Source organism: Pseudomonas sp. ADAK7 (assembly GCF_012935675.1).
GTDB lineage: Bacteria > Pseudomonadota > Gammaproteobacteria > Pseudomonadales > Pseudomonadaceae > Aquipseudomonas.
Map to the genome: position 1 here is coordinate 95,021 of NZ_CP052861.1, position 13,311 is coordinate 108,331.

At 59.2% G+C, this 13,311-nt stretch carries 14 protein-coding genes and 2 pseudogenes; 8 read left to right on the forward strand and 8 right to left on the reverse strand.

Annotated features, from left to right (window positions below; translation table 11 throughout):
• The first annotated feature begins 75 nt into the window (after positions 1-75).
• The gene (locus HKK53_RS00555) at positions 76-1,047 is read left to right on the forward strand and encodes a saccharopine dehydrogenase family protein (RefSeq protein WP_169368827.1); all 972 of its coding nucleotides are present in this window, start codon (positions 76-78) and stop codon (positions 1,045-1,047) included.
• Between the two features lie 38 nt (positions 1,048-1,085).
• On the opposite strand, the gene HKK53_RS00560 is transcribed toward HKK53_RS00555, so the two are convergent.
• Positions 1,086-2,003, reverse strand: a complete 918-nt coding sequence (locus HKK53_RS00560) for a LysR family transcriptional regulator (protein WP_149659802.1) — start codon at positions 2,001-2,003, stop codon at positions 1,086-1,088.
• 125 nt (positions 2,004-2,128) lie between these two features.
• Between HKK53_RS00560 and HKK53_RS00565 the strand changes: the two genes are divergently transcribed.
• The 6 genes from HKK53_RS00565 (at position 2,129) to HKK53_RS00590 (ending at position 7,883) form a co-directional block, all read left to right on the forward strand.
• The gene (locus tag HKK53_RS00565) at positions 2,129-2,887 is read left to right on the forward strand and encodes a 5-oxoprolinase subunit PxpA (protein ID WP_169368828.1); all 759 of its coding nucleotides are present in this window, start codon (positions 2,129-2,131) and stop codon (positions 2,885-2,887) included.
• Positions 2,888-2,979: 92 nt separating this feature from the next.
• Entirely contained in the window at positions 2,980-3,225 is a 246-nt protein-coding gene (locus HKK53_RS00570) for an acetyl-CoA carboxylase (RefSeq protein ID WP_095079351.1), read from the forward strand.
• Positions 3,226-3,235: 10 nt separating this feature from the next.
• Entirely contained in the window at positions 3,236-4,609 is a 1,374-nt protein-coding gene (locus tag HKK53_RS00575) for an acetyl-CoA carboxylase biotin carboxylase subunit (RefSeq protein WP_169368829.1), read from the forward strand.
• On the forward strand, positions 4,606-5,478 hold the full coding sequence (locus HKK53_RS00580; protein WP_169368830.1) for a 5-oxoprolinase subunit B family protein: 873 nt from the start codon (positions 4,606-4,608) through the stop codon (positions 5,476-5,478). The genes HKK53_RS00575 and HKK53_RS00580 overlap by 4 nt, the downstream gene beginning before the upstream one ends.
• Positions 5,475-6,449, forward strand: coding sequence for a biotin-dependent carboxyltransferase family protein (locus HKK53_RS00585; protein ID WP_169368831.1), 975 nt, complete (start codon positions 5,475-5,477; stop codon positions 6,447-6,449). The genes HKK53_RS00580 and HKK53_RS00585 overlap by 4 nt, the downstream gene beginning before the upstream one ends.
• Positions 6,450-6,560: 111 nt before the next feature.
• A complete protein-coding gene (locus HKK53_RS00590; RefSeq protein ID WP_169368832.1) occupies positions 6,561-7,883 on the forward strand; it encodes a purine-cytosine permease family protein in 1,323 nt (440 codons plus the stop codon).
• A 120-nt stretch (positions 7,884-8,003) separates the two neighbouring features.
• Here HKK53_RS00590 and HKK53_RS00595 read toward each other — a convergent pair whose 3' ends face one another.
• The 5 genes and pseudogenes from HKK53_RS00595 to HKK53_RS00615 form a co-directional block, all read right to left on the reverse strand.
• Positions 8,004-8,243 (reverse strand): hypothetical protein, encoded by a 240-nt coding sequence (locus tag HKK53_RS00595; protein WP_237267155.1) that lies wholly within the window; start codon positions 8,241-8,243, stop codon positions 8,004-8,006.
• A gap of 134 nt (positions 8,244-8,377) precedes the next feature.
• The gene (locus HKK53_RS00600) at positions 8,378-8,947 is read right to left on the reverse strand and encodes a DJ-1/PfpI family protein (RefSeq protein ID WP_169374144.1); all 570 of its coding nucleotides are present in this window, start codon (positions 8,945-8,947) and stop codon (positions 8,378-8,380) included.
• A gap of 239 nt (positions 8,948-9,186) precedes the next feature.
• Positions 9,187-9,555, reverse strand: coding sequence for a hypothetical protein (locus tag HKK53_RS00605; protein WP_169368834.1), 369 nt, complete (start codon positions 9,553-9,555; stop codon positions 9,187-9,189).
• A 46-nt stretch (positions 9,556-9,601) separates the two neighbouring features.
• Positions 9,602-10,207 (reverse strand): DUF1963 domain-containing protein, encoded by a 606-nt coding sequence (locus HKK53_RS00610; RefSeq protein ID WP_237150822.1) that lies wholly within the window; start codon positions 10,205-10,207, stop codon positions 9,602-9,604.
• A gap of 52 nt (positions 10,208-10,259) precedes the next feature.
• Positions 10,260-10,385, reverse strand: a pseudogene (locus tag HKK53_RS00615) (helix-turn-helix domain-containing protein); the annotation flags it as partial.
• Between the two features lie 499 nt (positions 10,386-10,884).
• On the opposite strand from HKK53_RS00615, the gene HKK53_RS00620 reads away from it, so the two are divergent.
• Positions 10,885-12,030, forward strand: coding sequence for an asparaginase (locus HKK53_RS00620; RefSeq protein WP_237150651.1), 1,146 nt, complete (start codon positions 10,885-10,887; stop codon positions 12,028-12,030).
• On the opposite strand, the pseudogene HKK53_RS00625 reads toward HKK53_RS00620, so the two are convergent.
• Positions 11,990-12,386 (reverse strand): annotated as a pseudogene (locus HKK53_RS00625) (IS21 family transposase); the annotation flags it as partial. The gene HKK53_RS00620 and the pseudogene HKK53_RS00625 sit on opposite strands and share 41 nt — an antisense overlap.
• 320 nt (positions 12,387-12,706) lie before the next feature.
• Positions 12,707-13,204, reverse strand: a complete 498-nt coding sequence (locus HKK53_RS00630) for an HIT family protein (protein ID WP_169368836.1) — start codon at positions 13,202-13,204, stop codon at positions 12,707-12,709.
• Positions 13,205-13,311: the final 107 nt, after the last annotated feature.

A 13,311-nucleotide genomic window follows, 5' to 3' on the forward strand; every position in this document is an offset into this window, starting at 1 on the left:
TCGAGTAGGAACCACGGCGGCTCGCTGCGCAGGCAAGGGTTACCGTGGTGGCTCACTCGAACAGGCGGCGGGCACATGAAAAAGTTGATGATCTACGGGGCGACGGGCTACACCGGGCGCATGGCGGCCGAGCAGGCCTGGGCGCTGGGGCTGGACCTCGTCATCGCCGGACGCAATGCCGAAAAATTGCTGGCGCTGGCGACGCAACTGGACGTTCCTTACCGAGTATTCAGCGCGGATGGCCCGGTAGACCTGACCGACATTGGTGTGTTGCTCAACTTCGCCGGACCGTTCGCGCAAACGGCGGAGCCCTTGATGAAGGCCTGTATCACCGCGGGGGTCGATTATCTGGACATCACGGCCGAGATCAATGTCTATCGGCTGGCGGAACGGCTGGGCGCGCAGGCTGCCGAGGCGGGTGTCATGCTGCTGCCCGGGGTCGGTTGGGACGTGGTGCCGACTGACTGCCTGGCGCTGCATGTCGCGCGCCGGGTGCAGAATCCGCAATCGCTGAAAGTGGCGTTGCAAGTGGCAGGTTCCATGTCACGGGGATCGGCCATGAGTGTTGGCGAGATCATCGGCGCGGGCCTGTTGGCGCGGGTTGACGGTCAGCTCGTCGCCACACCTGAGGCGCAGCCACAAGACTTCGATTTTGGCGATGGCCCGGCGCTGTGCGCGCCGTTGTCGTTTGGTGACCTGGTCACTGGCTGGCACTCAACCGGCATTCCCAACATCGCGATGTTCGTGCACATCAGCGGCGATGCCTTTCCCGAAGGCGATCTGTCGCAACTGCCCGACGGTCCCAGCGTTCAGCAGCGTGAAGCCCATCGCGCCCGCGCCGTGGCGCAAGTCACCGGGGCGGACGGCCGCGTTGCCCGTTCCGTGATCGAAACCGTCAACGGCTACAGCTACACGCCGTTGGTGGCCGTGGAAGCGGCCCGTCGGGTGTTGGGAGGTGAGCGGCGAGGCGGTTTTGAAACGCCTGGGCGAGTGTTCGGAATGGGCTTTGCCGAAACGATTGCCGGGACGACCATCACCGATTTTTAGGGTGTTATTTGGATGCTGGAAAATCGTGCGTGCGGCTTTCAGCGTCGCGCAGACAGCTGTTGCGGCGCCAGAAACGCATCGTGGAAGTAGTTACGAAACGCCTGCATCGCCGGGCTGAATTCCCGCTCGCGATGCCACGCCAGACCGACGCTCATCGGCGTCACCTTGTCGGTGATCGTCAGGGTTTCGATGCGTTTGCCTTCCAGCGACCAGGGGCGGTGCACCAGGTCCGAGAGGATCGCCACGCCGCTGCCATTGGCGACCATGCTGCGCACCGCTTCCACTGAACTGGTGCGCACCCGCACGTTGGGCTGCTGGCGTGCGTGCTCCCAGTAACGCATCGCACTTTGTTCGGCTTCGTCGACGGTCAGCAGGATGTAGGGTTCCTTCGCCACATCGGCGAGGCTGACCGCCGAACGTTCGCACAGCGGATGGTGGCTGGGCAGCCATAACCGGCGTTCGGAATTGAAGAGGATTTCCGAGACGATGTCCGGGTGCGTGAGGTTCGCGGTGAGCACCACGGCCATGTCGAAGCGACCTTCCAGCAAACCTTCTTCGATGGCCGTCCGTTCCTGTTCGTGGACTTCGATGGCCACGTCCGGATGCCAGTGTTCCAGCCGTTGCAAATGGTGCGGCAGGAAGTAGCCGATCACCGTGTAACTCGCCGCCAGACGCAGCAGGCCACTGGCGCGAATGTCCGGCAACGGGCTGTTCATCGCGTCATCGACGCTGCGCAAAATCACATACGCCCGATTCAAGAAGTGCCGCCCGGCATCGGTCAGGCTCATGCCCTGGGCTGAGCGCTGAAACAACAGCGCGCCCAGCATTCCCTCCAGTTCCTTGATCGCCGTGGTTACCGCCGACTGGGAAATATTCAGATGAATCGCGGCCTGGGAAATTTGCCCGATCTCGGCGGTGGCGACGAAATAGCGGACCTGGCGCAGGGTCAGTGACATGAGTTCTCCCGACGATGGGGTATCTGTTTTTCAGAAGATACCCTATCTGTTAATAGATCTTCCCAAGGGGTATGGAGGAATCTAACGTGGGCTGCATGAAGTCACAAGCGTCAGGAGCAAGCGTCATGCAAGCAGTAGATTTCAACTCGGACATGGGCGAAGGCTTCGGCCCATGGACCATCGGCGACGGAGTCGACAATGAGCTGATGGGCTTCATCAGTTCCGCCAATATCGCCACTGGTTTTCATGCCGGCGACCCCAGCACCATGCGCCGCACCATCGAGCAGGCCAAACGCCTGGGCGTGGCCATCGGCGCGCATCCGGGGTTTCGCGACCTGGTCGGTTTCGGCCGTCGACACATCAATGCACCGGCCCAGGAACTGGTCGACGACATGCTCTACCAGTTGGGCGCCTTGCGTGAACTCGCCCGGGTTCAAGGCGTGGCCCTGCAACACATCAAGCCTCATGGCGCGCTCTACATGCACCTGGCGCGAGACGAGGAAGCCGCGCGTTTGCTGGTGGAAAACCTCCAGCGGCTGGAACCTGAGTTGCTGCTGTATTGCATGCCCGATTCGGTGATCTGGCGGGTCGCCACAGAACTCGGCCAACCGGTGATCCGCGAGTTCTACGCCGACCGCGAATACGACCTCAGCGGCTCCATCGTCTTTACCCGCAACGTGCGCGCTTACGACCCGGCCCAAGTGGCCGCGCGAGTGTTGCGCGCTTGCCAGGAAGGCGTGGTGCGCACGGTCGAGGGTGAAGACCTGGCGATTGAATTCGATTCCATCTGTTTACACAGCGATACCCCGGGTGCCCTGGCGTTGGTCGAAGCCACCCGCCGTGCCCTCGACAGCGCCGGGATCGAGGTTCGCACGCCGCGCTAAATCAGGACGAAACACCTGGCACACAGACGCCAGGGTTTGCACACCGATTCATTTTTGCCTGCCTTTCTACAACTATTCCAAGAGGAACAGACATGGCCGAACACACTGTAATCACCCCGTTGCCCGGGACCTTCTACCGCAAAGCCACTCCCGAATCGGCGAACTTCGTCGAGGTGGGCGCGCAGGTCAGTGCCGACACGGTGATTGGCCTGATCGAGGTCATGAAGCAGTTTTCCGAACTGACCGCCGGGACGGCCGGTCGCCTCAGCGCATTCCTGGTAGAAGACGGCGATCCGGTGGAACCGGGTCAGGTCGTCGCAACACTCGACGACGAGTGAGGGCGCGATCATGACGCAAGCCATTCATAAATTAATGATCGCCAACCGTGGCGAAATCGCCGTGCGGATTATCCGCGCCGCCAAAGCGTTAGGAATTCCCACCGTTGCGGCGTGCAGCGAGGCAGACGTCGATTCCCAGGCCGCGCGCATGGCTGATGAAATCCACGTTCTCGGTCCGGCCCGCGCCGATAAAAGTTACCTGAACGTCGAAGCGTTGCTTGGTGCCCTGAAAGCCACCGGCGCCAATGCCGTACACCCCGGATATGGCTTTCTTTCGGAGAACGCCGATTTCGCCGAAGCGGTCCTCGCTGCCGGGGCGATTTTCGTCGGCCCGAGCCCGGAGACGATCCGGCGCATGGGCGATAAAGCCGAGGCCCGCCGCACCGCGCAAGAGGCCGGTGTGCCCGTGGTGCCGGGCTCCCCCGGTGAGTTGTTCGATGTCGAATCGGCGCTCACAGCAGCTGAGTCCGTTGGCTTTCCACTGTTGATCAAAGCCTCGGCCGGTGGCGGCGGACGCGGCATTCGGCTGGCGGAAAACGCCCAACAACTGGCAGAAGAATTTCCCCGTTCCCAGCGCGAAGCCCAGGCGGCGTTCGGCAATGGTGCGGTGTATCTGGAGCGGTTTATCAGCAAGGCCCGGCACATCGAAGTGCAGGTCTTGGGCGACGGTCAGCACGCCGTGCACCTGTTCGAACGCGAATGTTCGCTGCAACGTCGACGCCAGAAGATCTTTGAAGAGGCGCCGTCGCCGGTACTTAGCCAGCTACAACGCGAGACGCTCTGCGCCAGCGCCGTGCGCCTGACCGAATCCCTCGGCTACAAGGGCGCCGGGACGCTGGAGTATCTGTATGACGACGCCACCGGCGAGTTCTTTTTTATCGAGATGAACACGCGGATTCAGGTGGAACACCCGGTCAGCGAATTGATCACCGGCATCGATCTGGTCCAGGCCATGTTGCGGATTGCCGGTGGTGAACCGCTGGGCCTCAAGCAAAGTGACATCCGACTCAACGGCGCCGCCCTGCAAATGCGCCTGAACGCTGAAGACCCGGCGCGGGATTTCTTCCCCAGCCCGGGGCTGGTCGAGGAACTGATCTGGCCGCAAGGCGAGGGCATTCGCGTCGATACGCACCTGTATCAAGGCTACCGCGTGCCGCCTTACTATGACTCGCTGTTGGCCAAACTGATCGTGCACGGTGCCGATCGCGCCGAAGCCCTGGCCCGTGCGCGGGTGGCGGTCAGGCGGACCACGCTCACCGGCATGGCCAGCACTTTGGCGTTGCACGGCGAACTGCTGGAACAACCGTGGCTGCACAGCGCCGACTTCCACACCGGCACCCTGGAAACCTGGCTGGCCGAGCGCCGCAGCGGAGGTGAAGCATGAGCACTCCCATCCGCTACAGCTTTGGCGCCGATGAGCATTTGTTTGCCGAAGTCAGCGACAGCATGTCCCTTGAAGCGTTCTTCAAAGGCCTGGCCGTCACCCGCGCGGTGGAACGGCTGGCGCTGGATGGCGTACTCGATATCTGCCTGGCCAATGCGTCGTTCCAGATTCGTTTCGACCCGGATCGCATCGCCCCTCACACCTTGCTCGAAGCGGTCAAAATCGCCGAGGCCGGGGCCGTTGCCGAGCGTACGTTGCAGACGCGGATCATCGAAATTCCGGTGCTCTACAACGACCCCTGGACCCACGAAACCCTGATGCGTTTTCGCGACCGGCATCAGGACCCGAGCGCGACGGACCTGGAATACGCTGCGCGGATTAATGGCCTTAAGGACGTCGAGGCGTTCATCGCCGCTCACAGTGGTGCGCCGTGGTTTGTCTCGATGGTCGGCTTCGTCGCCGGGCTGCCATTCATGTTCCAGATGGTCGAGCGCGAGCGGCAGTTGCAGGTGCCCAAGTACCTGCGCCCGCGCACCGACACACCGAAACTGACCCTGGGTCACGGTGGTTGTTTCGGCTGCATCTACTCGGTGCGCGGTGCCGGTGGTTACCAGATGTTCGGCGTCACGCCGGCGCCGATCTACGACCCGCAACAAAACCTGGCGTACCTGAAAGAGCACATGGTGTTTTTCCGTCCGGGCGACATCGTGCAGTTCAAACCGATGGACCGTGAGGCCTACGACCACGCGGTGGCCGAAGTCGAAGCAGGGCGCTTCGATCTGCGGATTCGCCCGGTGGAATTTTCGCTGGATGCGTTTCTCGCCGATCCCGTCGGTTATCCCAAGTCGCTGCAGGAGGTGTTGGCATGATCAAGGTCCTCAAACCCGGCCTCGCCACCTCGGTACAAGACTTGGGCCGCGAAGGGTATTACCACTTGGGCATTCCGCCCTCCGGCGCGCTGGATCAGTACGCCTTGAGCGCGGCCAATCAACTGGTCGGCAATTCGGCGGGTGCGGCGGCGTTGGAGTGCACGTTGCTGGGGCCGGAGCTGGAGTTTCAGCAAGACGCGTTGGTGGCGGTATCCGGTGCGCACATGACGCCACGGGTCGATGGCGTGGAAATGCACCACGACACGGCATTCGCGGTGAAGGCCGGGCAAGTGCTGCGCTTTGACTTTCCCAAGGCTGGCGCCCGTGCCTATCTGGCCGTGGCCGGCGGCATCGATGTGCCGGTGGTGCTCGGCAGTCGTTCCACCTATGCCCTCGGCGCACTCGGCGGTTTCCAGGGACGACGCTTGATCGCGGGCGACGAATTGCCGGTGGGCGTCGCCAGCGGCAAGAGCCGCATCGGCGCCAGTTTGCCGATGGCGTTGCGGCAATCCTTGGGTGGCGAAATCACTCTGCGGGTGGTGCCGGGTCTGTATTACCACCGCTTGACCGAGTCCGCCGCGCGCAGTTTCTTCGCCGAACCCTGGACGGTCGGCTCGGAAGCGGACCGCATCGGCTATCGCTTCAAGGGCGGCAGCGCGCTGAGCTTTCAGCCCCGCGAGCAACCGTTCGGCGCCGGTTCCGATCCGTCGAACATCGTCGACAGTTGCTACCCGATCGGCTCGATCCAGGTCCCGGCCGGGCTCGAACCGATCGTGCTGCACCGCGACGCCGTGTCCGGCGGTGGCTACGCGATGATCGGCACGGTGATCAGCGCCGACCTCGATTTGATCGGCCAGATGCAACCCAACCAGAAGGCCCGCTTTGTCGCGGTAACCCTCGAAGAGGCGCTGGAAGCGCGACGTTCCTATAAGAAAAAACTCAGCTGCCTGAGCAAGCTGTTCCCTTCCTGATACTGCCCGCCGCACAGCGCGGGCCATGCCAAACGGTAAGCCAACGCCGCACTTCGGTGCGGTGGCGGCTGCCCGCGCTTCAACCTTTGACTGGTTCTGGAGTTCACGCATATGGCTGCTTTATCGCAATCGAGTCAAACCGGGCAAGACCCGGCCAATCAACCCGTTCCAACCGAAGCGCGCATGGGCCGACTGTCCTTGACCATGGCCTGGTGGGCGGTGTGCAGCGCGATGTTCTACATCGTAGTCGGCGCATCACTGGCGTTGTCCTATGGCGCGCGCAATGCGCTGATCGGCATGCTCCTGTCGGTGATCAGCTACGGCTTGGTCAACAGCGTGCTCAGTCGCTTCGCCATTCGCAGCGGTTTGTCGGTGGCGTTGTTTTCACGGCTGCTATTCGGCAGTACCGGAGCGTGCCTGGCAACGCTGATCTTCTTTTCAACGGCGATCTATTACGCGGTATTCGAAGGTTCGGTGATCGCCGTCGCGCTCAATCACCTGTACCCGGAACTGGTCTATCCGCTGGCTGCGTTGGCGGTGGTGCTCTACAGCGTGCCGATGATCCTGGGCAGCGTGCAGCACTGGCTGGACAAGCTCAACGGCGTGCTGCTGCCGGTATACCTGGGCGGCCTGCTGGTGGCGGTGGGGCTGTCGATCAGTCGTTATGGCTACCAGCCGCAATGGCTGGATTTCGGCCCGGCCACCCCCAGCGCCTTCGGCTGGTGGGACTGCTTCGTCGCCTACATGGGCGTCTGGGTGCTGATGCTGTTCACCTTCGACTACGCACGTTTCGGCAAACCTGAAGACGCCGAGTACCACGGTCGCTGGAACTTCGGCATGCCGTTCTACGCCGTGACCTTCCTGCTCAACGGCGCGGGGGGAATTTACCTGGTCAGCAGCATCCCCCACGACGGCGCGCTGAACGAAGTCTCGGTGGTGATGGCGATTTTGCAGTTGATGGGCCTGTGGGGATTGTTGTTCGTCTGGGCCACGCAAACCCGGATCAACACGGCCAATTACTACCTGGCGACAATGAACATGCAGGCGTTTTTTGCACGGTTTGGCATTCGTGGTTCTTACCTGATGTGGGCGTTGGTGGTCGGGGTGATTGTGTACGGCCTGATGCTTGCCGATGTGTTTGCGTACATCCTCAAGGCGTTGGCTTATCAGGGGATTTTTGTCGTGGCCTGGGTGGGCGTGGCGCTGGCGCAGATTCTCTATGGACGCAGCGACATCGCGGCGTTGGAACGGGTGGCCGCGTTCAACCCGGTGGGTTTGACGGCCTGGTTTGGGGCCACGGCATTGGGGCTTGTATTGATGTTTTCGGGTGAAGGGATGGGTAGTTTTTCTGCGCCATCTACGGTGATCGCGGCGTTTGCGTTGCAGGTGGGGTTGTCTCATCGGAGCCGGTTGCGGTTGCCGCTGGCGGAGTAGGGCGGCAGGCATTGCTTTTGGTCGTTTTCAGCCGGTCGTGATGGGCGGGAAGCGGCCAGAGGCCGCCATTGCGCGCCGAGATTCAGGCACAAAGTCGGACGTCGGCTTGGGCCGCGCGGATCAATTTAAATACCCTATCGCTCCCAGAGCCTCAATCAAACGCAACATTGCGGGTTTTTCGGCTGGTTTTTCGCCGACGCAGCACACTTCCGGGTCGCTGAGAGAGCACCAAACCGACACCGTGTCGCCCACCTTCAGCCCGTATGAGGCGTTACGGAGCGTTGCGGTTGACCAAGCGTCAATGGTTTCGTTGAGAGACTTGTGAAACCGCTTCCCATTGGCGCTATAGCTGAAGCTCATGAACGGTGCTCCGATCCACGATCCCTCACTTCCAACAAAGGTTACGTAGCCTCGTACAACTTGCCCCACAGGTACGTCGCCTGCGCTCATAAGTTATCTCCTGAGAATGTGCCCGAAATGCAGGGACGGCGCGGTCAACCATGTTCCGCTGCCAACATTGACCTGAACTGAGAAATGATCTCTGAAGATAGCCCGGCACTTTCGAACACTGCGCAGGTGAAGCTAACGGGCGCGGCGCCTGGAGCCGTGATGATGCGGTCCGCAACCACAGCTGCTGGGCTGTTTCGATAAAGCGAGCGCCCTTCATAACCTACGGCCTTCTGTTGTAAGAAGTCAGCGCTGTTCGAGGTATGAGCAACCGTGTCGAGAATCCCGGCCCTCGCCAGTGCCAGCGTTCCCCCACAGATTCCGGCAATTGTCGCTCCACTTGAACGACTGGCATGAAGAAAGTCTCGAATATCCGGTGCTTCTGCAGATTCCCAGACCATTCCTCCAATGACGACAACAACGTCCGGTTTCCAGTCCAGACATTGATGCAAACTGCTATCGACCGTTACAGCTAATCCACCCTGCGAGCGGAACTGCCCCGTGGCAGGAGCGAAAAACCTGACGTCGATCCCGTAAAACGGGGACGCAGTTCCGGCAATGAAAGCATATTCCCAGTCCGCAAAACCGGGTGTCAGTATCAATCCCACGCGTGCCATCAGCCAAAATCCTCCATGAATGCCAAAAACAAACATACATCAAGGGCTGCTTTGGGTTGCAGTCCTTCGCGACAGGCCATTAAAAAAAGAAATAAATCTGTCCCTTTTACCAGGGCAAGTAGAACCAGGCATTGGGCATGTGCTCGATCTGCTGTAGAACTTCGCGGATGCTGTAAGTCTTCATAGTGTCCTCATGAAGGGCTGCTAATGATGTCGTCCAGCGCCGGTGATGGGCGGGATTAGCCCACAACTTCTTTGATCAAGGCATCCATGGATGCAAAGGCCAGCCCGTCGGTGATGGATGGGCACCCCGAGTCCAGCAGATAAAAACGTTCTATCGCAGAACTGTCCACCAGTATCAGCCGGCCGCCTGAGTCATCACCGATCAACAGATACCCGGGAAAGTACTCGGCTATTTCGCATGTCTGTTGACGCTCGGCTATTTCATCCGTCGAATAAATTTTCACAAGGTCTTCGATCATTGCGCCGTCGCAGGACCACCAGAATCTGGTAATCCATGAACCCGGTTTGATGGATAGCTGTTGCACTGCCCGGGTGATTTTTTCGACCCCGGCAGGCGGATTTTTTTCTGTGTAATGCACGTTCATTCGGATGCACCAGATGAAGAATTTCTACAACTACCGGGGCAGGGCATCACGCCGTGCCAACGAAAAAAATACCCGGCGCTTTGGCCTTACTGTCTTTTTTACGAAGGTAAAGATACGCAACGGCATCGGTCAGATAAAACAGATCAGCAAAGGGTGCCAGGAAATCGTTTGAGTAAAACTGACAGAAAAACTCGTAGTCGACGGCAAGTTGCGGAGGGAGTTCAGCCCACTTCGGTGGCACTATGGCGACCAGAGAACAAAGCGGGATATCGTGCTCAGACAGTACTTTTTCTCTGAGCGTGACCGCGACTTGGGGAATATCTGGAACAGGACTGTGATGCAGCTCATGGTCGAAACCTGAGACCACTGCGGTATAGCCACTTACCTGCGAGCCTGATTTCGACATGGCGCCGTCGTAGGTGATGTTGTCCAGGAAGTACAACGAAGCGCTGTAGGTGGAGAACACGTACAACATGCCGTCCGAGGGCAGGCACTGAGCAGCGGTGCAGTCGAATGCCTGACGGCAGTCGATGGTGGCGACCAGTGTCAGCGGGTCACCGTCGGGGTTGATCGGCCACTGTTCAGTTCGCGCGACTTGCCCTCCCAGGGTAATGCCGCTGGTCGCTGTCGTATGCTCCTGCGAGAACTGCATTTCCAATACAGACGCCATGACTTCCCTGTGTGCCGAGTGGTTATCTTTAGCGCAACTGATGCATCGCCCGACTCAAGGCTGGTTGAGACATGCCGAGCCTGGCGGTGGCGCGGCTGAAACTGCGCTCTCGGGCCACGGCCGAGAACATCGCGAGTTGGTCATAGCTTTCGACCGTCATTTTTACGCCCCTGTTATAAACAGTTTGCGATTATGCCATCGGTGTGGTTGATCGTCCGGTCCCTTTTGGGCGGAGACGGATATATACCAACCATGACTGACCGCTTTTGGCCCAAAGCGGTCAGTCATGACAGGTAAAAAGTGACCGAGTGAAGTCGTTCACTTCGCGCCACGCTCGACTGGCTGCCACACGCCGTCTGCCTTCCTGCACAAGAAAACCTCATCAAGCGACTAACTCGACCTCTGATAGAAATTAGCTGATGTATGTGATTATCGCTGGTCAATCCTTTTCGTGGTTCCCATTCTGCTATGGGACTCTATGGAGAGTGTCGTCCCGTTCACAACTCTTCAATTGTCTTCATCTATGCCCCTTATGAATGTTGAGCTTTTCTCGTGTGAGATAGACGCTGGTACCAGCAGCGCATAAGATTTGTCGCAACAACATTCTCATTGCTGCTTGAAAACCCAATCCCAACACAACAAAAAATTTGGATGGATGAATGGAAGTTTCGATCGGAACCCTTCTCAGCGCTTCGGCTACGCGATATGGCGATAAAACCACCCAGGTTGCCAACGGGCGCAACTATTCATGCATGAGGACATTGAGAAAAACGCTCGTAACTTTGGCGATATGCCTCGCGGCGATGGATGCATCGGCCCAAGCACAACCTGTGGTGCAATTCATCGCCACGGGCGGGACGATAGCCATGAAGATCGACCCGGTGACCAAAGGCGTCGTCCCCGCGATTTCGGGAGATGACCTTATGCAGACGGTGCCGGATGCCGGCAAATACGCGATCGTCGAAGTTAACAACTTCTCGAACATGTCGGCCAACTATGTCGAAGCGAAGTGGTGGACACGTCTCACTAAGGCCGTTGATGATGCGCTCGCGCGTCCCGAGGTCGCCGGCGTCGTCATCGCGCACGGCACCGATACGATGGAGGAAACGGCTTACTGGCTGGACCTGACCGTCAAGTCCGACAAACCGGTGATCCTGATCGGTGCGCAGCGTAATGCATCCTCGCCCGATTTCGATGGTCCGCGAAACCTGCTCAATGCCATCCGCATTGCTACCACGGCTCAAGCCCGCGGCAAGGGCGTGATGTTGGCGATGAACAACCAGATCAATGCGGCGCGCAGCGTCACCAAGACTCACACAGGAGATGTCGAGACCTTCAAGTCTGGTGACTTCGGCTTTCTTGGCGAGGTCTGGGAGGACAAGGTCATCTTCACTAACGCACCGCTGCGCCGCCAGCATATCGACATCGGTACCGCGGAGATGCCGCGCGTAGAGATTCTAGCCATGTTCGGTGGGGCCGATGGGTCGCTGCTGCGCTATGCCGTCGACCAGGGTGCCAAAGGCATCGTGGTGCAAGCTGTTGGCATGGGCAACATGAACGTCTCTATGTTCGAGGCGGTCAAGTACGCCCTTTCGAAGAACGTACCGGTGGTGGTTGCGACCCGAGTGCCCAACGGCCGCACGATGCCGGTCTATGGTTTCGTTGGCGGCGGCAAGACCAGCTACGAAGCAGGTGCAGTGATGGCCGGCGATCTGAGCCCTCAAAAGGCGCGCCTGCTTCTCATGCTCTTGCTGCAGAGCGGTATCAGCAGTCAGGCAGAACTTCAAGCCGCATTTGATCGCTAGTACTAGTGCGTGGATTCGAGGGTGCCGTCGAAGCTTCTCCGTGGGCCGCGACGGGAGCCATCTTGAGTTGCAGGCTGGTTTCTACGAGAGGCGGCGGTGCAGTAGCGGGGAGTCGGGCGAGAACATTTAAGATGTGATCGGCGTTCAGACTTCCCGACAAGCACCCGTTTTACCGCTACCAGCACCGGGTCGAAACCGGCAATGGGCACAGCCGCCAGTACCTGCATCATGATCCGCCCACCGTTGCTGTGACGTCTTAGGTCCCCTTCGATGAATGGGATGTAATTCTGCCAGCCAAAAATGACCTGACCTCGATCAAAGAGGCGCTTGTAGTTGGCAATCATTGCGGCATCGGCATCATTTCGACCGCTCCTTGCAGGCTAACATCTCCAGGAAAACCTACCTCTACATGAGGTACCACTCGCTGTGACCAAAGTTGCTCGACTTTCCATACAGGCCAAGAAATAAGATTGGGATAGTGCTCAGTAGAGAGGAACATCACTACCGCTGGGTCATGCGGTGAATGGCTAGAGTTGGCATGCATCTGCTGCTGTGAGCATTCGCTATCGGGCGAAACCAGAACCGCGATGACCGTCTGCTTTTGGCCGATTTCTGCCAGTCACGAGAGGCAGAAAGCGACCCAAAGCGGCCTGCCGCGACAAGTTACTTTCACAGTTCAACCCATGTTCTGAAAACCGAACTCACAACGCAGAGTCGCAATGACGTGATCAATAGATGGGCCTTCTATCATAGGAGGATCAGGACGCTCACAAAACTCTCGCCAGACAAAGAACGTCAGTTCTGCGCCGTCGGTCTGGGGTCCGATTCTGTCGAGTGAGCCAAAGATTTGCAGCAGTCTGTACCTGTCGTCGCTCCAGAACATTGCCTCTACCCATTGGTAAATCGGGATGAAATGGAAGTGGATGGAGTACCCTGCGTCATGACCGAAACGGCCGATGTAAAGCCGTTTTGGTTGCAGATGCGTTTCGATGGATGCCTGAATCCTCGCCTGCAATGCACCCAACTCCGCCAGCGCTTCGGTCGGTAGCGCCGCCAAGGAGCTTGTCATCTCCTTCGCGCTGAGCATCAGGTAGCCAGGCAGCGCACAGTCCATGCGGTGGTTGATCACCCAATAGGGGGATTCGTGGATGATGAAGCGAGGCGATATGTCCATATGATGCCCTTGAGTGAAGTCCTGTGGAGGGTATCACTTGAGGCAAGATGGAATGTCGGCTATTGGCCGAAAGCTGCCATCCCCCAGGTGTTGCTTCGACCCAAAGC